This is a genomic window from Paraniabella hibiscisoli (assembly GCF_022512515.1).
GTDB classification, from domain to species: domain Bacteria; phylum Bacteroidota; class Bacteroidia; order Chitinophagales; family Chitinophagaceae; genus Niabella; species Niabella hibiscisoli.
The window spans coordinates 165,973-191,963 of the sequence record NZ_JAKWBK010000001.1 but is presented as its reverse complement, the minus strand read 5'-3'; the positions used below and the strand labels follow the sequence as shown (position 1 = coordinate 191,963).

The window sequence follows — 25,991 nt, the reverse complement described above, 5'->3', positions numbered from 1 at the left end:
TCTTTTCCATTTTCACCACTTTGAAGGGTTACTATTTTGCGCGTTTCTTTACCGCTGGCATAATACAGGTAGATCTCGGCCATCAGTGTGGTGGGGCCGCTGATCGTAAACTGATCTTCGTTAAAGAAATTAGTCTCGATTTTATATTGACCTTTTACTGCTTTTTTAGCAGGAATTGTTCCGGGCCGAAGCCATCTGTAAAGTCGTTGCTGATCCTGCCACCGTTGCCGGTGCGGTTATTGCTATAGTAGCATTTCTCCCCGTTGGGATCGGTTACCCAGAGATCGATATCCGTATCAGGTTTATTCCAGTTCAGTACCACGCGGATGTCAACAGGCAGGTGAGCAATAATGCGTTGGTCGATTTTAGATAAGTTCAACTTACTACGATACTGCGTTATCAGCATATTGATCTCCATTACAATTACCTCTTCGATGCCCTCATCCCTCGAAGCAGCTTCTGCACTGTAACTATTAGTTAGTATTGAGTAGAGCGCATCTAAAGCTTGTTGGTAACGGCCGTTATCTATCAACGCAAGGGCATAGTCACGCGTACTTTGAGGATCCATAGGGCGCCAGTTGAGGATTTTTTAGCAGTCCAGAGTTGTTTGCTGTTATTGCCCAGTTGCTTTAATTTATAGGCCATCATTCTATACAATGAAGCGTTTTCGATAGAAAGCTCAGCTATATTGCTTAATACCATAAATGCGGTATCGGTTTTCCTTTGCGTATAAAACCAATTGGCAACATCAAAATAGAAGGAAGGGGTTGTTTCATATTCTTTTCTTAACTCCAGATAAGTTATATAAGCATGACTCCTATTGGCGGTGTTTAATTTTTTGATATAGTCTTTATCTGTTTTGAATTCAGGTGTTTTTATTTCAGGAGCTGGTTGTTGGAATAAGGGCTCATGTTCTTTCACTATCGTCAATTGTTCACCGAGGCTTTCATTTGAAGAAGGTGATATTAGCCCTATGTCCTTCAGGCCTTCCTGGCTGATGCTTCCTGTCCTTGTATCCTCCAAATTATTTGTTGCCGGCGGAGGTTCTTTTGCTTCCTCATCTTTGACAACTCTGGGAGGAGTAAATGCCTTCATTTCAACTCTGGGCGGTGGAGGAGGTGCCGCCGCCGGCGAATTTGGCAAAACCACCTCTTTGGCATCATTCTGAGCTATAGATGCTTCCACTACAGCCAGGCTATCTGCCATGTGTTCGGGTGTCGGATAATTTTTGTTACGGGATGGTTTAAAATCGGTGCTCCACCATTCTTTTAAGTCATTGGTAGCAGCCGCTGCCCGCTCCAGCAAATCGTTAACCCGTTCTTCTTTAAATCTTATATTTTCTTTCTTCAACTGGTTAAATTCTGCCAGCAAATCAGCAGGAGGGGTGATGTCATAACGAATGTAATCATCGATATTTTCTAATACCATCAGGCTGGTATTACGGGTTACTATGCCAAACTGTTCGCCTATGGCCTTTAGTTCTTCTTTGTATTTTTCGTAGTAAACATCCATGGCCGCAATTTTCTTTTGTGCCCATATTTTATGCACATTTATGTCTTTAGTTGTCAAACCTGCTTTTATCTTTTTCTTAGGGTTATCTTATTGCCCCAGCCGTACAGTAACGTTATCTCATTGCCGGGATTAGCGATTAACCCGGCGACGGATATGGATTTGAAAACAGGTGTTTTGATATTCGGATATACCTCGCTGATCCCAGCCCCTTCTACACCGAGGAACTGCATATATTCTTTGCTGAACGCAGTAAATGCCTGCTCTGCACTTTGGCTGCCCAGGTTAATGAATTGCCCGCCGCTTCTTTGACTGATATTTTTTAATACACTATAATCAGAAACGGGGTTGGTGCTAATGGTATGGACAGGCCGGTTGATATTTATTTCTGCATCTCCAAAGCTGCTCATGCCATCAGTGAAAAAAGTATTTCATCGAGTGCTGAAAATAATACCTTGTCTACAAATACGGGTAGTTTTAAAACACTATAATCGGTTGCTCCGTCATAAATAAGCTGCTCTAGTTTTTTTCGGAGAGCGCTCCAATCTCCATTGGTAATTTTGTAAGTACCACCGTAAGACAGTGTGTTATTCAATAAGCCGAGTGCAATGGTCAGGTTGTTCTTTTGGCCGATGAGCTGATCCAACAATTCGATCTCTTTTTGATGATCTCTCTTGCTTCCGCTAAGCGACACATCCCATAACAAGCCGATTGTATTGCCCCATTGCCTGGGGCGACTCTCTGTTGCCGGAAAATCGTTGATTAAAAAGTAAGCACTTCCATCTGTATTAGGCTGTATTATGTTTTCATGTGTATTCAGTTTTTTGGGCAGGTTGATCAGCAATGGTTTTACCGGCCGGTAGTTTTGCTTTTCCATTGTAGCCGTAAAAATGTTTTCGTAACCGGAAAAGTTGAAGCTGCCATCCGGTTGCTCCAGTAAAACTGGCTTTTCGTTAGTTCCCCATATCGATGTTTTTAACGAAAACTTTGGAATAGCTTGTGCATAATTAAACGGCAGGTAGTACTGTAGTGCATGATCTTTATTTATTTGGAGCTCTTCTTCATAGCCTATTATAATGGTGCGTATGCCACCAACGGGCAGCGGGAAGATTCTTGTTCTGAAGTTATTGCCCTCTACTTTTTCAAGGATGCCCGGATCAATGTTACGGTGTTGAATGCTTTCAAATACTTCGGTGGCGCGTGCTTTAGAAACCGGCACAGCTTCCCGCATATTTCCATTAATGTCGAGCGCGTACCTGCTTACGGTTACTCCCTCAGGCATGGGAAAGGTAAGCTCTCCCTCCAATACACGGCTGCCATTATTCTTAAAACTTAGTTGCATGGTGGTGGCAGCAATATTACCCGTAATGGCAACTGTGATATCCACCTGTTCCAATATAACCGGATTGTCTTTTTCACCGTTTATCTTTAAGGTAGGCATCTGTGCATAGCTTAATGTGCAGGTGAGCATAAGAATTACGATAGGAAGAGATCTCATAGAATCTGTTTTCCTTTAGATGCAGCGACCACCTGTTTTTCATAAAATAACTGGCCTTATTATTGAAATATGTTTTCAAGCGATATATTGAAGTGGTTAAAAAACTCAGTACTTTGCTTAAGATAAAACCTGTTGGTATGAATCGTCTTTATTGTATGCCGTTTATTATTGCTGTATTCATCTTTGCCGGTTGCAGCCGAAAGTCAGCACCATTAGCAAGCTCTATGCAAACCGAGGGGCTGCATCATAAATGGAAGGTAAGTAAGGTAGCGGATGGCTTACTAACGAATAATATTTACATCGATCTGCGCGATGTGTATCACTCGGGTGCTAGCGCCGGGTGCCGGTATTTTTCATTTACGCCAAAATTTGGTCATAACAACCGGATGGAAATAGCCAATGTTTCGGCGCATTTATCAGGTTGTGCCGATGAAAGAACAGACCAGGTTTTAAGATCTAGTCTGGGAGAAGTATATTCATTTTCCCTGGTCAATAACCAGCTTCAATTGTTGGCGAAGGATGGCCGCCTGATGTTTGCTGCGGAAAAAGCGACAGATGACGAAAACGGTTCGATACGAAGAAAATGGTCCATTGAGCAAATGATCAATGCCAATAGTGACCAGTTGGTAAAAGTTACGAGTTTCCTGGATTTGACAGAGCCAGCCAAAGGCCAGGCTGGAGTTGGCTGTAACCGTTTTTCTTTTAGCGTAGTTGCCGATAATACCTACCATATTACGATCGGCAATGTTGCCTCAACCGAAATGTTTTGTAAAGATGCAGCGGCCAACGAATCCGTTCTGTTCAAGCTATTACCGCTGGTGAATAAATACCAGGTAACGGGTGATCGTTTAAAATTGTTTGATAAGGACAACGTCTTGCTGGTTGAAGGTAAATCTGAATTGAAGTGAGCCGTTCAGTTTCTGGTTGCTTTCAATCTTATCGCTCATCAAATCTTCTGCGCCAGTTTTCATCGAGCATGCCGGAAAAGGCTCTGGCTTGCCTAAGCCCCGCCCGCACCAACCGGTTGTTTTGATTGGTACTTCCACTGCCAAAATCATGGATACTGATGTTATCGCTGCCATAGCATAACATATACATATAGGCATTACAAAGCGCTTCCTCCGTGCCGGGATTTTTTGACACCCGGTAGTACGCATGCTTGCGCGTAAACCGGCATCAATATAACGGTCGGTTAAGCTGCCATCGTGTGTCAGAACGTGGCCTATTTCGTGCAAGATTGCCGGGCAAATATCTAAACCCTCATCTTCCCGGTGATGCCATAAAGCGCCATAAGTAATTATAATGCCTCGCTGCTCCTGGAAGAACAGGGTAGATGTGTAGTCAGCCCCTGCATTAAGCCCTCCTGTGAAGCTTATACTATTGCCTGTGCCCGTAGTGCTATGAATTAAAATGCCTTCCGGCTTTTCCCTGTTAAACAACTGCAGGTGCACAGGTGGTATAAGATTTAAAGTGTTGTCGATAATAACGGCATCTTCTGGTCTAACGTCTTCTATTCTTACATGGATACCTTCTGCTGAAGTGTAATGCATGGTTGTTAGCTGAACATTGCGTAAGGTTTGGTAGAGCAGGTTTATGGTTTCTGTTGAGCCGCTTTGCCGGCGCCTGGTTACCGTTCTGGTTTCCCAGGCGGAACGTCTTCCCAATGGGCGCTCGCCCGTAGAGCGATAGCCGCCAACCATAATATCTTCACCGGGCAAAGGAATGATAGGTTCTACCAGCAGGAAGGACATCGTTTAATAATTTTAAATGGCTATTAAGATACATTTTCGTTTTCGGCTATCTATCTTAATAACCATTATTAGGGATGTTCTCTTAGCAAAGCCTGCCTGAGAAATAATGCTGTATACTTTACAGCGGTTATAGTTCGATTGTTTCGCCAATGCCTGGCAGCTGTAATAATTTGTCCGCCGCCATAAACTGATCCACTGCATTTTGAGTATCTATCTTAATAATGTCGAAACTGTTATAATGTACGCCAATAATATTCCGGCATTTAATGAAGTCTGCAGCTATAATCGCGTCATCTACATCCATTGTGTAATTGCCTCCTATTGGCAGCACTGCAAAGTTGAGGTTGGCGAACATCGGTATTAGTTGCATATCCATCGTTAGCGCAGTGTCCCCGCAAAGTAAAAATTTATTTCTTCTGAGGTAATAACAAATCCCATTGGATTACCACCATAGGAGCCATCGGGGAGGCCTGATGAATGTATGGCATTTACAGCTCTTACTTTTCCAAAGTCAAACGTTACAGGGCCTCCATGGTTCAATTCATGAATATTGTCGATACCTTGCTTACCCAGCCAGCCGGCCACTTCCGGGGAAGTAATTACTTTAGCGCCGGTTCTTTTGGCAATAGGTACTACATCAGCAATATGATCTCCGTGGCCGTGGGATACCAGGATGTAATCTGCTTCAATTTTTTCAACATCAATATGTTGGGCTAAGGGATTGCCATTGATGAAAGGATCAAATAATAACTTTTTGCCGTTTAGTGTTACCAAGAAAGATGATTGACCAAAATATGTGAATTGCATAATAATATTTTGCGTAAATATAGATACTAAATATTTTTCGCCGGTTGAGAAGCGTAGCTTTTCCTTACTATTGAAAAATAAAGAGCCCTTGCTTTTGCAGGGCTCCCGGTAATTGCTAGTTATAGTTGCGATATATAATTTATTTACTGCACGGCTTTAATTACCGGAGAGTATTTTGTGGTCCCGTCTTTATCTACCTGCGCAATTCTTACGAATATATTTGTTTGTTCCGGTAAACTTACCGCATCTTGTTTGGAGCAGGAATACAATGTGCTTGCAAGCAATACCACTACTGCGCCGGCCAACCATTGGTTCAGTTTTTTCTTTTGGAGAAACCTGGAATCAGAAGTAACAACGCAAATGCTGTTGCAGCAACTGCTGAATTGCTGATATTCTGGCTGAAGCTGTAGCCTAACGTGCTATCTGAATTGCCGCCATTTGCTTTCGAGGATATGGACTCACCGATTTTGTGAAATTCACGTCCGTCAGCAGAAGCTTCAATCTGGAAATGATCATTCTGTGTTTCAGACAATGTAGCCCAGGTTACAGCAAGTGTATTATTGGAAATGCGGGCATTGATCGGTCCCCAAACAACAGGTAGCGTATTAGGGCTGATATTGCCACAGGAGTTGGTAGCACTTAAGGTAGCCTGACCCGGTTTTTTTGCGGATTAGTACCGTTTCCTGCATCACTACTGTTTAAGGTAATAGTATTGCTGTTAGTTAGTGGGTTACCACTGGTAAACGTACCTGTTACAGTTATAAACCCTGTACCTGCGATAGTATTAGTATTATTATTATAAAGATTGGTAGTTGTGATGGAGCCCGGGCATGACATGGTATTGGTGCCATTGTGAATGGTTACACTGTTGGCAACTGTTAAGCTTCCTGCAATGCTGTTATTACCATTGAATGCAATATTATTGGTAGTGATAACACCGGTTGAGCTGAGGGTTAATCCCCGCTGTTTAGAGAAGCATTACCGTCAATCGTCAGTTTCCCTGCTACAGTCATGCTATTATTAAGGCTTAATCCTTTAGTAGATGTTGTAGAGCCGGCAGCCAGGTTGGTCCCGGTTCCCGGCGTAAGGGTGCCATTGATGGATACTGTTGCATTGGCGCCAATCGTAACAGCTCCTGCTGTTTGAAGTCCGTTAGAGGTGGTTAATTTACCATCTACGGTAAGTTTTCCGCTGCCGTATGCCGGGCCGCTAAAAATAAATGTTACTTCTTGTCCGGCAGGAACGGCTAATGTTACATTTCCCCAGCCATTAATATAATAGGTACCTGTATTGAAAGATGTATTGCTATTAATGTATTGATAGCTTTGTGCAAATGCCGCAAATGCTACTAAAAGAGTTACAAGTGTAAGAAGGCTTTTTTCATGTCTATTCGCGGGCTTTAGTTCAAAATGTTATGTAAAAATATTTTGAAGAAACAGCCCTTTGAAGTGCTATTCGATGGGTGCCTGATTTAATTAGATGACTGACTCTTTTTTTCGAGCAAGCATTTTGTATAGTCTTTCGAAATATCTTTTGCTGGCAGTTCTTTTAGGAGGCGCTATTTTTTATGCCTTTAAATACGGGTAATTAAGTACGATGGAGGAATAAGAAGCAAGGATCATTAAAAATTTATTACCAATCTGTCAAGCACTAAATTTGAAATTCAAAATCTGTTATTTTCCTTACCTTTGCAACCTTAAATTTCTTACTTAGGGTAATTTTTATTTACTCTATTGAAAACCAGTTATTTAAGAAATAAGAAAGTTTATAATTCAACAAGAATAATCATGGCAGATTTAAAATTTCAAAGGAACTTCGGTATTGCCGCCCATATTGACGCCGGTAAAACCACTACAACCGAACGTATTTTACGTTACACAGGTATGATCCACCGTATTGGTGAGGTACACGATGGTGGTGCTACTACCGACTGGATGGAGCAGGAAAAAGAACGCGGTATTACTATTACTTCTGCTGCGGTAAGCTGTAAATGGCAGTTTCCTACAGATAAAGGAAAAGCTATGGCAGGCACAACCAAAGACTATTCTTTCAACATTATTGATACTCCGGGTCACGTGGATTTTACCGTAGAGGTAGAGCGTTCTATGCGTGTATTGGATGGTTTGATCGCATTGTTTTCTGCGGTTGATGGTGTAGAACCTCAATCTGAAACTGTATGGCGTCAGGCTAATCGTTACCGTGTACCACGTATCGGTTTTGTAAATAAAATGGACCGTCAGGGTGCTGACTTTTTGAACGTGGTAAAACAGGTTCGTGAAATGTTAGGTTCTAAAGCAGTGCCTTTGCAGCTACCTATCGGTGCTGAAGATAATTTCAGGGTGTGGTAGATCTGATCCGCATGAAAGGTATTATCTGGCACGCAGAAACAGAAGGAATGACTTTTGATGAAATTGATATTCCTGCTGATATGGTGGCTGAAGCAGAAGAATGGCGTGCTGCATTAGTAGAAGCGGTGGCTGAATATGATGATACTTTAATGGAAAAATTCTTTGAAGATCCTAATTTGATCTCTGAAGATGAAATTCATGAAGCGATCCGTAAGGCTACTATCGACCTGAGCATCGTTCCTATGATGTGTGGTTCTTCTTTCAAAAATAAAGGAGTTCAAACTGCTTTAGATGCGGTTTGCCGTTACCTGCCTTCTCCTGTAGATATCGAAGCTATTGAAGGTAAGGATCCTAACGATCCTGAAAAATATTGACTCGTAAGCCTGATGCAAAAGAACCATTTGCTGCATTGGCTTTCAAAATCATGACTGACCCATTCGTAGGTCGTCTGGCGTTCTTCCGTTGTTATAGCGGTCATTTGGATGCTGGTTCTTATGTATTAAACGTAAGAAGTGGTAAGAAGAAGAGCGTATCAGCCGTATCATGAAAATGTTCGCCAATAAACAAAACCCGATCGATTTTATCGAAGCTGGTGACATTGGTGCAGCAGTAGGTTTTAAAGAGATCAAAACCGGTGATACGCTTTGCGATGAAAACCATCCAATTACCCTGGAAAACATGTTTATTCCAGAACCGGTAATCGCTATCGCAGTTGAGCCTAAAACACAGGCTGACGTAGATAAAATGGGTATGGCTATCGCTAAACTGGTAGAAGAAGATCCTACACTTCGTGTAAATACTGACGAAGATACAGGTCAAACCATCCTGCGTGGTATGGGTGAGCTTCACCTGGAGATCATCATCGATCGTATGCGTCGTGAGTTTAAAGTAGAAGTAAACCAGGGTGCACCTCAGGTTGCCTACAAAGAAGCATTCAACGCAACAGTAGAGCATCGTGAAACATTGAAAAAACAAACGGGTGGTCGCGGTAAATTCGCCGATATCCAATTTAGCCTGGGTCCTGTAGATGAAGAATGGCAAAAGAAAACCCAGACAAAAACTTCCAGTTTGTAAACGATATTTTTGGTGGATCTATTCCTCGTGAGTTTATCCCTGCTATTCTGAAAGGTTTTGAAACGTCTATGACCAGCGGTGTACTGGCTAACTTCCCTGTAAATAATCTGAAGATCCGTGTATTCGACGGTAGCTTCCACGCGGTGGATTCTGATGCTATGTCTTTCGAGCTTTGTGCTAAACAAGGTTTCCGTGAGGCGGGCAGAAAAGCAAAACCCATCCTGTTAGAACCAATCATGAAAGTTGAGGTGTTAACGCCTGAGCAATACATGGGTGATGTAACAGGTGACTTGAACCGTCGTCGTGGTATGATGGAAGGTATGGATACCCGTGCTGGTGTTCAGGTAATCAAAGCAAAAGTACCTTTGAGCGAAATGTTTGGTTATGTAACTCAATTGCGTTCTTTAAGCTCTGGTCGTGCCTCTTCTACCATGGAGTTCTCTCACTATTCTCCGGCGCCTAATAACATCGCTGAGGAAGTGATCGCAAAAACAAAAGGGAAAGTAACTGCCTAGTTATTGAATGGTGAGTAGTGAATGGTGAATAGGTAGTTTTCTTAAATAATCAAACCCCGGTTCAATGAGCCGGGGTTTTGTTTGTTTGACTAATATGATATGGCGATCTTTTGCCAGTGGGAATTTTGTTTAACCAGCTTCAACTACCCGGGTTTGCGTCCAACGGTCATGCCACATACCCGAACCCAGAAAAATACTCAACGCTTCAAATGGAACCAATCTTGACAAGGCTCTCAGAAAAGCATCTCTGTAAGTGATCTTATGACCTTCTTCTGTAACTACTTTTGTACCAGTTAGCATTTTTCCGAGCGATTTTCCTGTACTACCTTCTAACACCGTATAGTAGGCCAGTATGAGGACAATGGCTACCAGATAAGACACAAATGTTGTTTGATTCTCGCTGGTAAATAGCCCAGGTGCTAAAATAGCCAGCAGTATACCAGAAACATAGCATAAAGCATAAAAAGCTGCAAAGTCGATAACGTAGTTGATAAATCTTTTGCCAGTTGATGCAGGTGTAAACTCATAGTTTTCGTCAAACAGGTTAGATTGCATTTCTTCCATAAATTAGTTTTAATTATTAAAGGATGTAAATAAATATAACTGATTTTTTAGAATATCAGAAGGGTCCGTATTATCCTTTCCTTATATCCCATTTTACATAAGCGTACGCGGTAGCCGCAATGCCAGCAGTAATATTATTGCATATAACGGCGCAAATGTTATCCAAGCAAGAACTGCTATTAAAGCGATGTAGGCCGGATAAGTCAACAGCAATATGCCCAACATTACCGAGTCGTGATGATCGGTATCGCTAAAAAATGATTGAACAATTAATTTAGCTAACCCATAAAGCGGCGCGTGCAATATTGCGCCGGCTATTGCCGGTACTAAGAGCAGGCATTTATGAGCCAAAGAAGTACTGCCAAATCTGCTGTTCAGTTCTACCTTATCACCCGGATCGATTTCATAAACAAGCTGTTGCAACTGCTCTTTCAACACCTTGTTAAACAGTACATTCTTTTCACCGTCTGTTGCAACGCCCTCAAATTTTTTGATTCCAGGAGGTCTCCCAAATGGATAACCACCCTTTTCCCATATTTGCGAAAGGAACTGTAGTTGATACCTGCAGGAAGCACTTTTAATGGAATGGATGCATCCCAGGCCTGGAAGGCAAGCCTTGCCGTGCCTTTTTTAAGCGGTCGTAAGTGCCACTCATTTACGCAAAGACCTTCGCTGAATATTAGTACACCCTCTTTCTGCCTGAATAACGCAACACAGGAGTCGAATGTATCATAGTTAATGTTGAGGTGCTCAGCACCATCCCTGATGCGGTAAACCGGCAGCATTTTAAGCGATCGCAATAGCCTGAAAATCCGTTTATTTTTAAAAGCATCGCCACGCGCCAGCGAGGTAACGGGAATGTCGAAAAGGATATCGAAAAGAATGGCATCGAGGAAAGAATTGGGATGGTTACTTGCAATTAATAAAGGTCCCCTGGTATTGAGCAGCGGCCTCTTATCAACATGAATAGAATGGCAGAACAAGTGAATAGCCCAACGTACATATATTTTCAAAAACCTGTAAAGCAAGTTATAATGAGTTATAAAGGCAATATATCAAAATAACGATAAAGGTTTTCATTTTCTTAATTTTTGTAAAAAATACAATAATTCATGACAGTGCATGACAGTTGACCTTTTTGATTGATTTATTTTCGACATCTAATGATTTTGCTTACTGTATAGAAAATTTTATTATTCATGAACGCTTTACTCGGTGTTATTTTTCATTTCATAGGAGGCTTTGCTTCAGGCAGCTTTTATATCCCATACAAAAAGGTTAAGGGGTGGGCCTGGGAATCTTACTGGATCGTAGGAGGTATTTTTTCGTGGCTTATTGTACCGCCACTGGCAGCCTGGTTAACTATTCCTAATTTCTGGGAAATCATCAGCACTTCTAATGGGAGTACTTTAGGCTACGCTTATTTTTTGGGTTACTATGGGGTATTGGCGGCCTTACTTATGGCCTTGGTGTACGGTACCTGGGCGTTTCACTAGGAAGCAGTATCATACTGGGGCTTTCAATGGTTTTAGGGGCCTTACTACCTGCTATTTATTACCAGTTTACACCGGCTGAAGGAAAAGATACGATTGGTTTACTAACCGGCACTAACTGGGGCATAACCGTTTTGTCTGGTTTGCTGGTATGTATAATAGGTATCGTTATATGCGGCAAAGCAGGTACGATGAAGGAGAAAGAGCTTTCCGGCACTGGTGTTAAAGCTGTGGATCCGCATGCTGTAGGCGATGCAGATACGGAGGCGCACCTTTCGGGTAAAGATGAGTATAAGTTTGGTTTAGGAATTACTGTAGCCATTATTTCGGGCGTATTAAGCGCTTGTTTCAATTTTGGTATTGAAGCTGCCAAGCCAATGGCCGAAACCGCTAATGAATTATGGAAGGCGGCAAATCCCGGACAGGGAGAGTTTTTATATCAAAACAATGTTTCCTACATCGTAATTCTTTGGGAGGCCTTACCACCAACTTAATATGGTGTTTAATATTGAACGCACGCAACAAAACTTTTGGAGACTATACCAATCAAAAAGTACCCGTTCTTAAGAATATTATTTTTGCGCACTGGCGGGTACTACCTGGTTTTTGCAGTTTTTCTTCTATGGCATGGGCGAAAGTAAAATGGGTAATGGTCCCAGCTCGTGGATACTCCACATGGCCTTTATTATTTTAATAGCCAATGTATGGGGATTGATTTTAAAAGAGTGGAAAGGCGTAGGTAAGAAAACGCTGAGCACCATCATTATAGGAATCATCGTTATCCTGCTTTCGGTATTGTTGGTAGGGTGGGGTAATTCAATGAGATAAATTAATAAAAAGGATAAAATATAATCTCTCATAAAAGAGAGCACAAACAAATATCGTTATGGCAACAGACACAACAACTTTCAAGCATGTAAGTTATTTATGGGATGAGGCAAAAGCTGCTGAGCTCGCAGGAGATGAAGTAGCGTTGTTGATTTATCGTTCCAATTTATTAGGAGCAGATCTGCGTTTAACTAACTATGGGGGTGGTAACACGTCCTGCAAAGCAACAGCGAAAGACCCGCTTACCGGTGAGGATACAGAAGTGATGTGGGTTAAAGGAAGTGGTGGTGACCTGGGCACTTTAAAAAGAAGTGGACTGGCTGCTTTATATGTAGATAAATTACGTAGCCTTAAAAATGTATACCGTGGTTTAGAGTATGAAGATGAGATGGTTGAGTTGTTCAATCATTGCATTTATGATCTCAGCTCCAAAGCGCCTTCCATCGATACACCTTTACACGGTTTTTTACCTTTCAAACATATAGATCATTTGCATCCTGATGCTGCTATTGCTATTGCAGCAGCAAAAGATGGTAAGAAAATAACCGAAGAATTATTTGGCGGTACTATTGGTTGGGTGCCCTGGCAAAAACCAGGCTTCGAACTCGGACTGATGCTGAAACAGTGCCTGGATGAAAATCCTGGTATCCGTGGCATTATGTTAGGTTCGCATGGTTTATTTACCTGGGGTGATACAGCTTATAAAAGCTATATCAATACATTGGAGGTAATTGAGAAATGTGCAGAATATATTGAGCAAAATCTTGGTAAAAAAGGTCCCGTTTTTGGTGGCGAAAAGATGCAATCTCTTCCTAAAGAAGAGCGTTTAAGCAAAGCGGCATCTTTAGCCCCGGTTCTTCGTGGCTTTTGCTCCTCTAATGTAAAAATGATCGGTCATTTTACCGATGACGATCGTGTATTGCAATACATCAACTCCAATGACCTGGAAAGACTGGCTCCTTTGGGTACTTCTTGCCCAGATCACTTCCTGCGTACCAAGATCAGTCCACTGGTATTGAACCTGGCAACAGATGAAAACCTGGATGATGTAGCCGCAGTAAAAGAGAAGATCGCTCCTTTGTTTGAAGACTATCGTAAAATGTACGAGGAGTACTATAATACCTGCAAACATCCGAACAGTCCTGAAATTCGCGATGCTAACCCGGTTATTATTATTTATCCCGGGGTAGGTATGTTTGCCTTTGCAAAAGATAAACAAACAGCAAGAGTAGCTGCAGAATTTTATACTAACGCCATTAATGTAATGCGCGGTGCCGAAGCTATTTCAGAATATACTTCCTTACCAAGACAGGAAGCTTTTAATATAGAATACTGGTTACTGGAAGAAGCAAAGCTGCAGCGTATGCCAAAGCCAAAACCTTTGAGCGGCCGTATTGCACTGATCACTGGTAGCGGTGGTGGTATAGGTAAAGCCATCGCCAAGAAATTTGCAGCCGAAGGTGCTTGTGTTATTATTAACGATATTAACCAGGAGCGCATTGATGCTACTACAGAAGAATTCCAAAAAGCTTTTGGGAAAGATTCTACGGCATCCGTGCAATTAAATGTTACCGATGCGGCATCTATAGAAGCAGCGCTGGCTAATACATCACTGGCATTTGGAGGTGTAGATATTATTATCAATAACGCGGGCATCAGTATATCTAAAAGCATAACGGATCATACCATCGAAGAGTGGGATCGCTTGTATGATATTTTGGTGAAAGGCCAGTTTATGGTATCCAAAGAAGCTGTTAAGATCATGCGTAAGCAGGATATTGGCGGCGACATTATCAATATTGTTTCTAAAAACTCGATAGTAGCTGGCCCCAATAATGCAGGATATGGCTCTGCAAAAGCAGCACAGGCGCATCTTTCACGCTTATTGTCGGCCGAATTGGGCGGCGATAAGATCCGTGTAAATACCGTGAATCCTGACGCGGTGATCTCCGACTCAATATCTGGGCCGGTGGCTGGGCTGAAGGTCGTGCCAAAGCTTATGGTATCACAGTAGCAGAATTACCCGCATATTATGCCAAGCGTACATTGATGAACGAGATCATTCTTCCGGATGATATTGCCAATGCATGTTTTGTTTTTGTAAGCGGATTACTTAACAAGTCTACCGGTAATATACTGAACGTAGATGGAGGTGTGGCACAGGCTTTTGTGCGATAAGCTGAAAATTAAAGAACAAAGGATCTTCATATAGCAAAGCAACAAGGGTTGGTGATTTTCCAGTCGGCTGACCCGTTTTTTTAATGCTTTAAATAGGATTCTTAAACTGTAGGATTGTTCAACACAAAAATACTGCAGTATAATGCAACCCAACCGGCAAAACGGTTGTTATAAAAACAATACTTAACCATCAAAAAATATTTTGATTCATGATTCTTAATAAATCGCAGATAGATGCACATAACGAGAAGGGGTTAGCAAAGCACAAAAAGAGCTTTGATTATGTATCCGGAACCATTCCTGATGCAGAAGGCATTATTAAGAAGTTGACAGATTTCCAGGTAGCCATTCCATCATGGGCACTGGGAAGTGGCGGCACGAGGTTCGGTCGTTTCAGCGGTGGGGGAGAGCCTTCAACCCTGGAAGAAAAAATTGAAGATATCGGTTTGTTACACCAGCTCAACCGTAGCAGCGGTGCGGTTTCTCTGCATATTCCATGGGACATTCCTACAGATGCCAAAGCTATTAAAAGCCTGGCTGCTGATTTTGACCTGAAGTTTGATGCGATGAACTCCAATACCTTCCAGGATCAGAAAGACCAGAAGCTGAGCTATAAATTTGGCTCTATGCAGCATGTGGACAAAGCGGTAAGGCAACAAGCAGTTGACCATAACATCGAAGTGATCAAATATGGTCAGGAGCTGGGTTCTAAGTCTTTGACCGTTTGGTTGGCTGATGGTTCGAGCTTTCCCGGGCAATTGAATTTCAGAAACGCATTTAACAATACACTGGAAAGCCTGCAGGATATTTATGGTGCTTTACCGGAAGATTGGAAAATATTTGTTGAATACAAAGCTTTTGAACCTAATTTCTACTCAACAACAGTTGGCGATTGGGGACAATCATTATTGTATGCAAATAAACTAGGTGATAAAGCCTATACATTGGTAGACCTTGGGCACCATTTACCTAATGCCAACATTGAGCAAATTGTGTCTCTTTTGTTGAATGAGCAAAAGCTTGGCGGATTCCACTTTAATGATAGTAAATATGGCGATGATGATCTCACCGTGGGAAGCATCAAACCTTATCAGCTGTTCTTAATCTTTAAGGAGCTGGTAGAAGGAATGGATGCGCGCGGGTTAAACCATGCGACTGACCTGGGATGGATGATTGATGCGAGTCATAATATTAAAGACCCGCTGGAAGATCTTTTGCAGAGTGTTGAAGCCATTAACCTTGCTTATGCGCAGGCCTTGCTGGTAAATAGCAAAGCGTTGAATGAAGCTCAACTAAACAATGATGTGGCCGGCGCACAAGAGCTTTTACAGGATGCCTATCATGTACTGATCTGCGTCCTTTACTTGCCGAAGCACGGTTAAGAGTAGGCGCAGCCTTAAACCCGCTTCAGTTGTTCAGAGAAGAAAAAATCAGGCAGCAATTGATTGGTAAAAGAGGCGAGAAAACAATAGCCACCGGATTGTAAATTTTAAGATGCACATTTCCCCTGAATAAGGGGAAATGTGTTTTTATATAGATTAAGTTTTTTAATTGATTGGTTTGACTCAAACGAGATATCCAATCTCAAATTGTATACTGTTTTGGTTCCAGTAATCGCCATATTTGATATAGGTAAGACAAATAAAAAGTTTTTCCTTTTTAACGAGGACTATAAAATTGTTGAAGAAGTTACTGTAAATTTTGCAGAGATAGAAGATGAGGATGGATTTGCCTGCGAAGACATAAGGGCTTTGAGAAGATGGGTGCTGGATACCTAAACAAGTATATTGAAAGCAATACCTATGATATCAAAGCGATCAATTTTTCTGCCTACGGTGCCAGCTTTGTGCACCTTGATGAAAGAGATACTCCTGTAACACCGCTGTATAATTATCTGAAGCCTTATCCAACAAAAACAGAAGAGCAGTTTTATGCTGCTTACGGAACAAAAGAAGACATTGCTATTGCAACGGCTTCTCCTGCTTTAGGAAATCTTAATTCAGGGTTACAGCTATACTCATTGAAATATGATAAAGCAAAACTGTTTGATAAAACAGCGTCTTCCCTTCATTTTCCGCAATACCTGAGCTACCTGGTTAGCGGTCAGAAATATTCTGATATCACCAGCATTGGCTGCCACACTGCTTTGTGGGATTATAGCAATAATGGCTATCATGAGTGGGTGCTAAAAGAAGGTATTGATAAAAAGTTGCCACCGGTATTCTCATCAGAGCAAGCTCTCGACATTGTTTATAACGGCAAGACTCTTAAATGTGGTATTGGCTTGCATGATAGTTCAGCAGCTTTTATCCCGTATATCCAAAATGTAAATGAACCTTTCTTGCTGATCTCTACCGGAACCTGGTGCATTAGTAGAATGCTTTTAACGAAGAGCCGCTTACCAAGGAGGAGCTGGAAAAAGACTGTCTTTGCTATATGACTTATCAGGGTGGTACTGTAAAGTCTTCCCGCTTATTCGCCGGTTATGCGCATGAACAGATCATTAAGAAATTGTCGGAGTATTTTGTTGAAGTGCCTAACTATTTTGAAAAGATCGCCTATGATAAAAGCTTATTAAAAGAAGAGCCCGCTTTACAGGATCTTAACGATTTTGATGTTTCCAATTATGTAAGTTACGAGGCCGCCTATATTAATTTCATCAGGCAGGTAATTCTTGCGCAGAAACGCTCCACCGACCTGGTATTTAATGATAAGGTGAAGAAGATATTTGTTGACGGGGGCTTTGCTAAAAACGAAACTTATATGCAGTTATTAGCCGAAGCTTATCCGCAAACAGAAGTTTTTGCCGCTTCAGTGTCACAGGCTACAGCTATGGGAGCCGCTATGGCTTTGCATAAGGACTGGAACCACCTCGCCTTCCCGATAATGTGATCAGCACCAGGAAATATTAAGGGGAATGTAGTATTCCTTAAAAAATATTTGTTCGTCTTTTATTCCTGTCTTATCTTGTGCAGGTTCATGTATAACATCTATACACATATCAGTCAGGTTTACATCGTAGCAACTGCTACCACTACAACTATTACCACAACCCGTTAAGGGTTGTACTTCGTCATATCACCACCTGGGCCAATAAGGCCGTTCCTGATAAATCATCCTTAATATTTTAATTGTTATAAACCATGCAGGTTTTAAAATTTGGCGGTACTTCGGTAGCCAATGCTGAGAATATAAACAAAGTAGCTTCTATTGTTAAAAGTGCTGTTAGTAAAGATAAAACCATTGTTGTGGTATCGGCGCTCGGTGGTGTAACGGACATGTTGTTGCAGGCAGCTAATAATGCGGCCAAAGGCAATGAAGATTATAAACAGGCGATTGCAGCTATTGAAAAAGACATTTTGATGCGATAAAAAGCCTGATTCCGGTAGCACATCAAAGTCAGTTGCTAAGTCTTGTAAAAACATCGATCAACGAAATCGAAGATATCTGTAACGGCATATTTCTTTTAAGTGAGATAACGCCCCGTACAAAAGACCGTTTAGCCAGTTACGGCGAGTGGCTCTCTTCGCAAATTATCGCAGAAAAGCTCCGGTTTGACCAGGTAGAAGTACAATGGAAGGATGCACGCCAGTTAATTACAACGAATAGTAATTACACACAGGCCCAGGTTGATTTTGAGGTAACACAGGTTACTATTGCCAACTATTTCAATAGCCTTCAATCATCGCTTTGCATCGTTCCTGGTTTTATCGCCAGCAATCAGGATGGTATTACCACAACTATCGGTCGTGGTGGATCTGATTATACGGCCGCTATTATTGCGGCAGCTTTGAATGCAAATGTATTGGAAATATGGACGGATGTAAGCGGTATGATGACTGCTGATCCGCGCCTGGCCGCAAATGCCAAAGTAATCGAAACGATCTCTTATGGGGAAGCGATGGAATTGTCACATTTTGGCGCCAAAGTAATTTATCCTCCTACTTTACAACCCGTGATGACACGCAATATCCCGGTATGGATCAAAAATACTTTTGCACCGGAGGATGCAGGTACTTTAGTGCTGAATAATGAACGTTCTGCCGCTCATTCTGATGGCAGCATTATTCGGGGTATTTCCAGTATCAATAACCTGGCGTTGCTAAGTCTCGAGGGGAGTGGCATGGTAGGTATCCCGGGTTTTTCGAAAAGATTATTTGAAGCTTTAAGTAACGAGCAGATCAATGTTATTTTAATCACGCAAAGCTCCTCAGAGCATTCTATTTGTGTGGCCATTGATGCAGGGAAAGCAGAAGGCGCAAAACAAGCGATAGACGAAGCGTTTGCCAATGAACTGGCCTTGCAGAAGGTAGAGCCTCTGAAAGTAGAAGCCGATCTTTCTATTGTTGCACTGGTAGGGGAGCAGATGAGAAGCCACCCTGGTGTGAGCGGTAAAATGTTTAGTGCATTGGGCCGTAACGGTGTAAACGTGCGTGCTATTGCTCAGGGTTCTTCTGAAAAAACATCAGCGCAGTTATTTCTACTATAGATGTACGCAAGGCCATTAACGTACTTCATGAAGACTTTTTCGAAACCACTTTTAAGCAGGTGCACTTATTCATTGCAGGTGTGGGCAATGTTGGATCAAAATTGCTGCAACAGATAGAAAAACAACTAAATTCTTTACAGGAACACCTGAAGATCAAGATCAATGTTATCGGTATCAGCAATAGCCGAACCATGGTATTGAATGAAAAAGGTATTGCGCTCGACAACTGGCAACAGGAGCTGGAGCAGGGTGAAAAAGCCTCCTTGCCTCTATTTGTAGATCATGTTATTGAAAAGAACCTACGCAATTCTGTTTTTGTAGATATCACTGCCAATCCTGATGTCGCCAATATCTACGATCGTTTATTGCAAAAAAGTATTTCAGTAGTAGCTTGTAACAAAATTGCAGCATCTTCTGACTATGCCAACTATAAAAGATTAAAGGATCTGGCCAGGGAGTTTAACTGTAAGTTTTTGTTTGAAACCAATGTGGGGGCAGGGTTACCTGTTATAGGTACCTTGAACGACCTGGTATACAGTGGCGATGAGGTGAAAAAGCTGGAAGCTGTATTGAGCGGTACATTGAATTTTGTATTCAATAATTACGATGGCAGCATGCCTTTCTCTGATGTGGTAAGACAGGCGCAGGAAGAGGGATATACTGAACCAGACCCAAGGCTGGACCTAAGCGGTACGGATGTAATGAGAAAGATACTTATTCTTGCCAGGGAAGCCGGCCACGAAATGCAAATGGAAGATATCGGTAATAATGGGTTTTTACCCGTTGAATGTATGGAGGGAGATGTGGAAGCTTTTTATGCCTGTATGCATCGCCATGAAGCTCATTTTAAACAATTACTGGATGAAGCCAACGCACAGAACTGTAAATTGAAATTTGTAGCTACTTTTAACGAAGGCAAAGCTTCCGTAGGGTTACAGCATATTACTCCTGAGAATGACCTGTATCATTTGTATGGAAAAGATAATGTAGTATTGTTCTACACATCGCGTTACCCCGTGCAGCCATTGGTTGTAAAGGGAGCGGGTGCAGGTGCCGATGTAACTGCCAGCGGCGTATTCGCAGATATTGTAAGAGCGGCGAGCATATAAGATAGAATAGTAGAAGTTAGCAGCTATCAAAGAGTCAACTGAACATTATGAAAGTAAAAATAAAATCTCCCGGAACCGTTGCCAACCTGGTATGTGGTTTTGATATATTGGGCCTTGCTTTAAAAGCACCCTATGATATCATGGAGTTTGAAATAATAGATCAACCGGGTGTTGTAATAGAAAACCGCGATGCGTTTAACCTGCCCACCGATCCGGAAAGAACGTGGCCGGGGTAGTGCTACTGGCGGCGTTGGAAAAAGCGGGCTTCAATAAAGGCATCAAGGTTACGATTGAAAAGCATATTAAACCGGGCAGCGGTTTGGGTTCGAGCGCCGCAAGTGCGGCAGGCGCAGCGGTGGGGGCTAATTTGTTACTGGGAGAAATTTTTTCTACCGATGACCTGGTACAATTGGCCATGATTGGAGAAAAGCTGGCGACCGGGGTAAAGCATGCCGACAATATTACACCTTGCATATTGGGGGAATTACTTTGATCCGTTCCATACACCCGTTAGATATTGTTCCCATAGCAAGCCCTGATTTATTTGTGACAGTAGTGCATCCTCAGATAGAAGTACGTACGGCCGATGCCCGCCAGATATTACGTAAACAGGTTTTTTTGAAAGATGCCATCAAGCAGTGGGGAAATATTGCTGGTTTGGTAGCGGGCTTTATGACCAATGACCGTGGATTGATAGGGCGTTCTCTGGAAGACGTGATTATTGAACCGGTACGTAGTATCCTTATTCCGGCCTTCGATGAAGTAAAAGCTAAATGTAAAGAGGCCGGCGCATTGGGTGGTGGTATCTCTGGTTCGGGACCTTCCATCTTTATGTTGAGTGAAGATGAAGCTACCGCTCAATTGGTAGGAGATATTATGAAGAAAGTATATGATGATATCGGTATTGAAAACTATGTGTACGTTACTACTATTGCGAAGAATGGAGTAGAGAAGGTGAATGAGTGATGAGTAATGAATGGTGAATGGTGAATAGTGAATAGTGAATAGTGAATAGTGAATAGTGAATAGTGAATAGTGAATAGTGAATAGTGAATAGTGAATAGTGAATAGTGAATAGTGAATAGTGAATAGTGAGTAGGGGCGCTTTAAACAATTAAACAACAAACAGTCAACTGTCATCCAATAACAGTCAACTAAATGAAATATTATAGCCTTAATCAACAGTCTTCAAAAGTAACTTTTAAAGAAGCCACCATATTAGGACAGGCACCTGACAAGGGATTATATTATCCTGAATATCTGCCTGTGGTAGATCCGCAGTTAATAGACCGCATTGAGTCAATGTCAGATGTCGACATCGCTTTTGAAATAATGAAGCCTTATGTGGCGGGTTCGTTAAATAACGAAGAATTATATAGTATAGTAAAAGAAACTGTTAGTTTTCCGATACCCTTACAACCTGTAACCAACAATATATCTTCACTTGAATTGTTTCATGGTCCTACACTCGCATTTAAAGATATTGGTGCCCGGTTTATGAGCCGCTGCCTGGGCCATTTTTTAAAAAATGAAGAAAGGGAGGTTACGGTATTAGTTGCTACCTCAGGAGACACTGGTGGTGCGGTGGCCAATGGTTTTTATGGTGTAAAGAATGTTAATGTTGTGATCCTGTATCCGAAAGGACGGGTAAGTCCGGTGCAGGAGAAGCAGCTAACCACCCTGGGGAAAAATATTACAGCACTTGAGGTGGACGGCACATTTGACGATTGCCAGAAAATGGCGAAACAGGCATTTGCAGATGCTGATATTAATAAAAAGAAATTTCTGACTTCCGCTAATTCTATTAATGTGGCGCGTTGGCTGCCACAACAGGTGTATTATTTCCTGGCATACAAGCAATGGAAACAAAAGGAGCAAAAACCTGTAGTATGTGTACCGAGTGGTAATTTTGGAAATATCTGCGCAGGTCTGCTGGCGAAAGTAACCGGCCTGCCACTCGGGCATTTTATAGCGGCCTGCAATGTAAACGATATTGTATCGCATTATTTGCAAACCCAGGAGCTGAAGCCTAAAGAAGCTACTGCCACTTTATCCAATGCAATGGATGTGGGTAATCCCAGCAATTTTGTAAGGATCATCGAACTGTTTCATCAACAATTCCCCGATCTGAAAAATAATTTATCTGCTGATACCATTAGCGATGAGGATACCGTTGAAACCATCACCAAAGTATATAAAGAATCGGGTTATACTTTAGACCCGCACGGAGCCGTAGCCTACCTGGCTTTGGATAAATACCTGCAGCAGCACCCCATGAAAAAGGCTTTATACTGGAAACAGCGCATCCCGTAAAATTCCCCGATGCCGTAGAATCCGCTACCGGCGAAAAAGTAGCAGTACCGGCAGTATTAGAAGAAATGATGACGCAAAAAAAGAATCAAAAGAAATTAATGCATCTTTTGACGCGTTAAAATCGTTTTTGCTGGGAGATTAATCATTGACGCATGTTTTAAAGCTGGTTCGATAATAGGATGTTCGTATATTCATCGTTCATGGCTGTTTACAGGGGTATATTAATAGGACTGCTACTGGTGTTTTGCATCAGCACGGGAATAAGTCAACCTGTAACTTTTGAATATATAACTGCAAAAAATGGCTTACCTCAAAGTACCGTTCTTGGTATTGTTAAAGATAAGTATGGCTTTATGTGGTTTGGTACCTGGAACGGGCTATGCCGTTATGATGGTTACTCACTAAAGATTTACCGTACCATACCAGGAGACACTACGTCTCTCTCCAGCAGTCGCATCCATTATTTATATAAAGATAAAGAAGGCACTTTGTGGGTATCTGTTTTTAACCAGGTATTGTGCCGGTATAATTATGCTACCGATGATTTTACCCGCTTCAAACTTTCGTCACTGCCGTTATCTTTCAGAGACTCGGTGAACCGGCTTCGAAGCCTGGATATATTTACTCATTCGAAAGACTTTATACAGAACGTCATCGGCCCCTTTCATCTATCGGAGAGCAAGGAAAGCATTTTTTCGAAACACCTGTTGATGGTCACGGTAACCTGAACGATAATAACGTAAACTCTGTATACCGCGACAATGAAGGGATACTTTGGGTTGGAACACGTTCGGGTGGTGTGAATAAAGCCGACCTGAACGCTAATAAGTTCCAAAGTGAAGTTATCTATGAACCTGGCCGGCCCAATATAGGTACGGCTATTCGCTCTATGTGGGTGGATAAAGAGGGTGTTTGGCTGGGGTCTGATTACAATGGACTGATTTACATGAATAAGCTGACTGCAACCTATCATTATGTGTCTCCACAGCTGGTTAACGAAAACATCAAGGCCCTGCTTAAAGATTATAACGGGTTTATATGGATTGGCAAAAGGAGCGGATTAGACAAATATGATCCCCGAACTAAAAAAATAACTCCGTATTTTAAGTCATCGGTAGACCAAAACAAAAGTCGTTTCTACGCCATTGCTGAAGACCCTTTGACGCACGATCTGTGGTTCTCCTATTATCATGGGATTATTAAATACAATTACCAGGCACAGTCGATGAAGGAGCAACCACTTGCTTCGTATGGACGTTCGGGGGCTGGGTGCCTGTTTTTCGACTCAAAAAATAATCTCTGGATTGGTACCGAATACTCCGGTGTCATCCAGGTAAAAAGAGATCCTGCTACTCACGCCTGGGTGGATACGGTTCTGTACACTACCATGGCATCGGATTCCCGTTCGCCTGACGAAAGGGTTTATGCAGTAACGGAAGACTCTGAAGGTGCGATTTGGGTAGGCGCCGCAAACGGGTTAACACGAATCAACCCCAAAACACGGGCATCGAGAACCTACACCATAAAAGATGGCTTGGTAGACCATTATATTACCCAGGTAATGGCACAGGACCCGGGGTTTGTGTGGTTTGCCCATAAGAACGGGTTATCCAAGTTTAATATCAAAACCGGCCATATACAGAATTATGCCGTTAAGAAACCTGGACAGGAATATGAGTTTATGGATGGTTCCGGTTTTTTCGATAATGCTTCAGGGCAGATGTATTATGGCACTACGCAGGGTTTTGTGCATTTCGATCCGGATGAAATTATAGACAACCCTTTTTTACCGGTTACCACTTTTACCAATTTACAGGTGCTCAATAAAACCATCCAGGTGGGCGATACCGTAAATGGTCGTGTGATTCTTTCCACACCTTTACACCTGGCTAAAACGATCACCCTTACCCACGAAGACAAGAGTTTTTCCGTGGAGTTTTCGGCCCTGCACTTTTCCAACCCTGCGAGGAACCAGTATGCTTACATGCTGGAAGGGCAGGATAAGGACTGGGTATATGTAGATGCTTCCCGCCGGGTGGCAGGTTATTCTAATCTACCTGCAGGTACCTACCTGCTCAAAGTAATGGCATCCAACAGCGATGGTGTTTGGAATAGGGTGCCTGCTACGCTGGAGATTATCGTATTGCCACCCTGGTGGAAAACCTGGTGGGCTTATAGTATTTACAGCTTGCTATGCCTGTCTGGTATCTATATTATTTTAAGGATTGTACAGGTGCGGCAGCAGTATCACCGCCAGATCTTAACCGAACGCTTAAAAGCAGAGAAAGCACAGGAGTTGGATCAGCTCAAGTCCAGCTTTTTCACCAATGTATCACATGAGTTTCGTACACCGCTTACGTTAATCGTCGATCCGCTCAGGTCTTTGCTAACCCGGCAGGATGCATCAGAGAAGGAAATGGCACATTACAACGTAATGTATCGTAATGCACAGCGTTTACTGGCGCTGATCAATCAGTTCCTCGATTTTCGTAAAATAGAATCGGGAAAAATGCAGCTTCAACCCCAACGGCAAGACCTGGTAGCTTTTGTTAGAAATACTGCAGCGGCTTTTAGCTTTAAAGCCCAGGAGCAGCAGATACAGTTTGATGTAAAGGCAGAGCCTGCAGTCATTCAATTTGGGTTTGATTCGGATGTAACCGGCAAGATCTTGTACAACCTGGTATCCAATGCCTTTAAATTCACTCCGGCAGGTGGAAGTATCTCTGTAAAAGTAATGGCAGATAGTCTTGACCCTGAATTCGTGGAGATCATTGTGGCTGACACGGGGTTAGGTATACCGGCAGATAAGCTGGATAAAATATTCGATCCTTTTTTCCAGGTGGAAAGCGCACAGCAGCATGCCGGCACAGGTGTTGGATTATCCCTTACCAGGGAATTGGTGGCTTTACATAAAGGAACCATCCGTGTAAGTAGTACCGCCGGAGCCGGAACGCTATTCAAAGTACAATTAACCAACCTCGAAACAAACGAAAATACACCGGTTGTTACGATGCCTTCGGTTCCTGGCGAATGGAGCGCCGTGAGCGAGGCTGCAGTTGTGGAAACGGTTTCACCAACGGAACGTTCAATTATATTAGTAGTTGAAGATAATGACGATATCCGCGGCTATATTCGTCAAAACCTGGCAGATGAGTACACGGTTCTTGAGGCTTCCAATGGCCTTGAAGGGGTAGAAAAAGCCATTACCAACATTCCTGACCTGGTAATCAGCGATATTATGATGCCCGGCATGAATGGTTTAGAAATGTGCCAACAATTGAAAGCCGACGAAAAAACCAGCCATATTCCCGTTGTATTGCTAACAGCCCGGCAGTCTGACCAGTATGAGGCAGAAGGTTACGAAACAGGGGCAGACGCTTATATCGTGAAGCCATTTAGCATGCCGTTGCTACAGGTACGGGTACGCAATCTGATAGCCAGCCGTGCCCAACTAAGACAGCTATTTGCCCAATCCCCGAATCTTATGCTAACCCGGTAGGATTAAGCGCGGCTGA

General features: G+C 42.4%; 36 protein-coding genes and 1 pseudogene. 24 read left to right on the top strand and 13 right to left on the bottom strand.

The genetic code is table 11. The annotated features are described in order from the left end of the window. Positions 1–154: 154 nt before the first annotated feature. The 4 genes from MKP07_RS01205 to MKP07_RS01190 are packed head-to-tail and all read right to left on the bottom strand — an operon-like array spanning position 155 to position 3,007. Positions 155–568, bottom strand: a complete 414-nt coding sequence (locus tag MKP07_RS01205) for a YfaP family protein (protein WP_240844631.1) — start codon at positions 566–568, stop codon at positions 155–157. Beyond that, complete coding sequence (locus MKP07_RS01200; protein ID WP_240844630.1) at positions 529–1,569, bottom strand: hypothetical protein; 1,041 nt, start codon at positions 1,567–1,569, stop codon at positions 529–531. The genes MKP07_RS01205 and MKP07_RS01200 overlap by 40 nt, the downstream gene beginning before the upstream one ends. Before the next feature lie 8 nt (positions 1,570–1,577). Continuing rightward, positions 1,578–1,919 carry a hypothetical protein gene (locus MKP07_RS01195; RefSeq protein WP_240844629.1) on the bottom strand — a complete coding sequence of 114 codons (342 nt, stop codon included), beginning with the start codon at positions 1,917–1,919 and terminating at the stop codon, positions 1,578–1,580. Continuing rightward, positions 1,916–3,007, bottom strand: coding sequence for a VIT domain-containing protein (locus MKP07_RS01190; protein WP_240844628.1), 1,092 nt, complete (start codon positions 3,005–3,007; stop codon positions 1,916–1,918). Before MKP07_RS01190 ends, MKP07_RS01195 begins: the two co-directional genes overlap by 4 nt. A 137-nt stretch (positions 3,008–3,144) precedes the next feature. On the opposite strand from MKP07_RS01190, the gene MKP07_RS01185 reads away from it, so the two are divergent. Then, positions 3,145–3,915 carry an META domain-containing protein gene (locus MKP07_RS01185; protein WP_240844627.1) on the top strand — a complete coding sequence of 257 codons (771 nt, stop codon included), beginning with the start codon at positions 3,145–3,147 and terminating at the stop codon, positions 3,913–3,915. On the opposite strand, the gene MKP07_RS01180 is transcribed toward MKP07_RS01185, so the two are convergent. The 6 genes from MKP07_RS01180 to MKP07_RS01155 all read right to left on the bottom strand — a co-directional run bounded on the left by MKP07_RS01180 (position 3,856) and on the right by MKP07_RS01155 (position 6,402). Then, positions 3,856–4,758: a hypothetical protein gene (locus MKP07_RS01180; RefSeq protein WP_240844626.1), complete on the bottom strand. Its 903-nt coding sequence runs from the start codon at positions 4,756–4,758 to the stop codon at positions 3,856–3,858. The two genes, MKP07_RS01185 and MKP07_RS01180, sit on opposite strands and share 60 nt — an antisense overlap. Positions 4,759–4,885: 127 nt before the next feature. Next, positions 4,886–5,134: an MBL fold metallo-hydrolase gene (locus MKP07_RS01175; RefSeq protein ID WP_240844625.1), complete on the bottom strand. Its 249-nt coding sequence runs from the start codon at positions 5,132–5,134 to the stop codon at positions 4,886–4,888. 2 nt (positions 5,135–5,136) lie between these two features. Further along, on the bottom strand, positions 5,137–5,565 hold the full coding sequence (locus tag MKP07_RS01170; RefSeq protein WP_240844624.1) for a metal-dependent hydrolase: 429 nt from the start codon (positions 5,563–5,565) through the stop codon (positions 5,137–5,139). Positions 5,566–5,708: 143 nt separating this feature from the next. After that, positions 5,709–5,870 (bottom strand): hypothetical protein, encoded by a 162-nt coding sequence (locus tag MKP07_RS01165; RefSeq protein WP_240844623.1) that lies wholly within the window; start codon positions 5,868–5,870, stop codon positions 5,709–5,711. Between the two features lie 8 nt (positions 5,871–5,878). Beyond that, complete coding sequence (locus tag MKP07_RS01160; protein ID WP_240844622.1) at positions 5,879–6,097, bottom strand: hypothetical protein; 219 nt, start codon at positions 6,095–6,097, stop codon at positions 5,879–5,881. A 107-nt stretch (positions 6,098–6,204) separates the two neighbouring features. Further along, positions 6,205–6,402: a hypothetical protein gene (locus MKP07_RS01155; protein WP_240844621.1), complete on the bottom strand. Its 198-nt coding sequence runs from the start codon at positions 6,400–6,402 to the stop codon at positions 6,205–6,207. A 174-nt stretch (positions 6,403–6,576) separates the two neighbouring features. On the opposite strand from MKP07_RS01155, the gene MKP07_RS37455 reads away from it, so the two are divergent. The 6 genes from MKP07_RS37455 to MKP07_RS43490 all read left to right on the top strand — a co-directional run bounded on the left by MKP07_RS37455 (position 6,577) and on the right by MKP07_RS43490 (position 9,502). Then, positions 6,577–6,711: a hypothetical protein gene (locus MKP07_RS37455; protein WP_262919101.1), complete on the top strand. Its 135-nt coding sequence runs from the start codon at positions 6,577–6,579 to the stop codon at positions 6,709–6,711. Between the two features lie 641 nt (positions 6,712–7,352). Beyond that, on the top strand, positions 7,353–7,913 hold the full coding sequence (locus MKP07_RS43510) for a GTP-binding protein (protein WP_317235748.1): 561 nt from the start codon (positions 7,353–7,355) through the stop codon (positions 7,911–7,913). Further along, positions 7,907–8,287, top strand: a complete 381-nt coding sequence (locus MKP07_RS43505; RefSeq protein ID WP_317235747.1) for a hypothetical protein — start codon at positions 7,907–7,909, stop codon at positions 8,285–8,287. Before MKP07_RS43510 ends, MKP07_RS43505 begins: the two co-directional genes overlap by 7 nt. Further along, entirely contained in the window at positions 8,284–8,460 is a 177-nt protein-coding gene (locus MKP07_RS43500; protein WP_317235746.1) for a hypothetical protein, read from the top strand. Before MKP07_RS43505 ends, MKP07_RS43500 begins: the two co-directional genes overlap by 4 nt. A gap of 2 nt (positions 8,461–8,462) precedes the next feature. Continuing rightward, positions 8,463–8,987: a hypothetical protein gene (locus MKP07_RS43495; RefSeq protein WP_317235745.1), complete on the top strand. Its 525-nt coding sequence runs from the start codon at positions 8,463–8,465 to the stop codon at positions 8,985–8,987. Further along, complete coding sequence (locus MKP07_RS43490) at positions 8,948–9,502, top strand: hypothetical protein (protein ID WP_317235744.1); 555 nt, start codon at positions 8,948–8,950, stop codon at positions 9,500–9,502. The genes MKP07_RS43495 and MKP07_RS43490 overlap by 40 nt, the downstream gene beginning before the upstream one ends. Before the next feature lie 129 nt (positions 9,503–9,631). Here MKP07_RS43490 and MKP07_RS01145 read toward each other — a convergent pair whose 3' ends face one another. From MKP07_RS01145 to MKP07_RS01135, 3 genes are all read right to left on the bottom strand, one after another. Beyond that, positions 9,632–10,066: an RDD family protein gene (locus tag MKP07_RS01145; protein WP_240844620.1), complete on the bottom strand. Its 435-nt coding sequence runs from the start codon at positions 10,064–10,066 to the stop codon at positions 9,632–9,634. Positions 10,067–10,159: 93 nt separating this feature from the next. Continuing rightward, positions 10,160–10,501: a hypothetical protein gene (locus tag MKP07_RS01140; protein WP_240844619.1), complete on the bottom strand. Its 342-nt coding sequence runs from the start codon at positions 10,499–10,501 to the stop codon at positions 10,160–10,162. Continuing rightward, the gene (locus MKP07_RS01135; RefSeq protein ID WP_240844618.1) at positions 10,498–11,079 is read right to left on the bottom strand and encodes a 1-acyl-sn-glycerol-3-phosphate acyltransferase; all 582 of its coding nucleotides are present in this window, start codon (positions 11,077–11,079) and stop codon (positions 10,498–10,500) included. Before MKP07_RS01135 ends, MKP07_RS01140 begins: the two co-directional genes overlap by 4 nt. Positions 11,080–11,265: 186 nt before the next feature. On the opposite strand from MKP07_RS01135, the pseudogene MKP07_RS37450 reads away from it, so the two are divergent. The 17 genes and pseudogenes from MKP07_RS37450 (at position 11,266) to MKP07_RS01055 (ending at position 25,975) form a co-directional block, all read left to right on the top strand. Then, positions 11,266–12,053, top strand: a pseudogene (locus MKP07_RS37450) (L-rhamnose/proton symporter RhaT). A gap of 91 nt (positions 12,054–12,144) precedes the next feature. After that, on the top strand, positions 12,145–12,387 hold the full coding sequence (locus MKP07_RS37445; RefSeq protein WP_262919550.1) for an L-rhamnose/proton symporter RhaT: 243 nt from the start codon (positions 12,145–12,147) through the stop codon (positions 12,385–12,387). A gap of 58 nt (positions 12,388–12,445) precedes the next feature. Next, positions 12,446–14,401 carry a bifunctional rhamnulose-1-phosphate aldolase/short-chain dehydrogenase gene (locus tag MKP07_RS01120; RefSeq protein ID WP_240844616.1) on the top strand — a complete coding sequence of 652 codons (1,956 nt, stop codon included), beginning with the start codon at positions 12,446–12,448 and terminating at the stop codon, positions 14,399–14,401. A gap of 35 nt (positions 14,402–14,436) precedes the next feature. Beyond that, entirely contained in the window at positions 14,437–14,565 is a 129-nt protein-coding gene (locus MKP07_RS37440) for a hypothetical protein (RefSeq protein WP_262919100.1), read from the top strand. Between the two features lie 209 nt (positions 14,566–14,774). Further along, positions 14,775–15,947, top strand: a complete 1,173-nt coding sequence (locus MKP07_RS01115; protein WP_240844615.1) for a TIM barrel protein — start codon at positions 14,775–14,777, stop codon at positions 15,945–15,947. A gap of 219 nt (positions 15,948–16,166) precedes the next feature. Next, the gene (locus tag MKP07_RS01110) at positions 16,167–16,343 is read left to right on the top strand and encodes a hypothetical protein (protein ID WP_240844614.1); all 177 of its coding nucleotides are present in this window, start codon (positions 16,167–16,169) and stop codon (positions 16,341–16,343) included. Next, positions 16,325–17,005 (top strand): hypothetical protein, encoded by a 681-nt coding sequence (locus tag MKP07_RS01105; protein WP_240844613.1) that lies wholly within the window; start codon positions 16,325–16,327, stop codon positions 17,003–17,005. The genes MKP07_RS01110 and MKP07_RS01105 overlap by 19 nt, the downstream gene beginning before the upstream one ends. Beyond that, complete coding sequence (locus MKP07_RS01100; protein WP_240844612.1) at positions 17,002–17,457, top strand: FGGY-family carbohydrate kinase; 456 nt, start codon at positions 17,002–17,004, stop codon at positions 17,455–17,457. The genes MKP07_RS01105 and MKP07_RS01100 overlap by 4 nt, the downstream gene beginning before the upstream one ends. A 251-nt stretch (positions 17,458–17,708) precedes the next feature. After that, positions 17,709–17,936, top strand: a complete 228-nt coding sequence (locus MKP07_RS01095; RefSeq protein ID WP_240844611.1) for an amino acid kinase family protein — start codon at positions 17,709–17,711, stop codon at positions 17,934–17,936. A gap of 32 nt (positions 17,937–17,968) precedes the next feature. Further along, positions 17,969–19,054: an aspartate kinase gene (locus MKP07_RS01090; RefSeq protein WP_240844610.1), complete on the top strand. Its 1,086-nt coding sequence runs from the start codon at positions 17,969–17,971 to the stop codon at positions 19,052–19,054. 59 nt (positions 19,055–19,113) lie between these two features. Next, a complete protein-coding gene (locus MKP07_RS01085; RefSeq protein WP_240844609.1) occupies positions 19,114–20,163 on the top strand; it encodes a homoserine dehydrogenase family protein in 1,050 nt (349 codons plus the stop codon). Positions 20,164–20,210: 47 nt separating this feature from the next. Continuing rightward, positions 20,211–20,399: a hypothetical protein gene (locus MKP07_RS01080; protein ID WP_240844608.1), complete on the top strand. Its 189-nt coding sequence runs from the start codon at positions 20,211–20,213 to the stop codon at positions 20,397–20,399. Then, positions 20,387–20,656: a GHMP family kinase ATP-binding protein gene (locus MKP07_RS40860; RefSeq protein WP_240844607.1), complete on the top strand. Its 270-nt coding sequence runs from the start codon at positions 20,387–20,389 to the stop codon at positions 20,654–20,656. Before MKP07_RS01080 ends, MKP07_RS40860 begins: the two co-directional genes overlap by 13 nt. A gap of 53 nt (positions 20,657–20,709) precedes the next feature. Next, a complete protein-coding gene (locus tag MKP07_RS01070; protein ID WP_240844606.1) occupies positions 20,710–21,129 on the top strand; it encodes a homoserine kinase in 420 nt (139 codons plus the stop codon). Positions 21,130–21,321: 192 nt separating this feature from the next. Beyond that, on the top strand, positions 21,322–22,476 hold the full coding sequence (thrC, locus tag MKP07_RS01065) for a threonine synthase (protein WP_240844605.1): 1,155 nt from the start codon (positions 21,322–21,324) through the stop codon (positions 22,474–22,476). 200 nt (positions 22,477–22,676) lie between these two features. After that, positions 22,677–23,204 (top strand): ligand-binding sensor domain-containing protein, encoded by a 528-nt coding sequence (locus MKP07_RS01060; protein ID WP_240844604.1) that lies wholly within the window; start codon positions 22,677–22,679, stop codon positions 23,202–23,204. A 71-nt stretch (positions 23,205–23,275) separates the two neighbouring features. Continuing rightward, on the top strand, positions 23,276–25,975 hold the full coding sequence (locus tag MKP07_RS01055) for a hybrid sensor histidine kinase/response regulator (protein WP_240844603.1): 2,700 nt from the start codon (positions 23,276–23,278) through the stop codon (positions 25,973–25,975). Positions 25,976–25,991 lie beyond the last annotated feature (16 nt).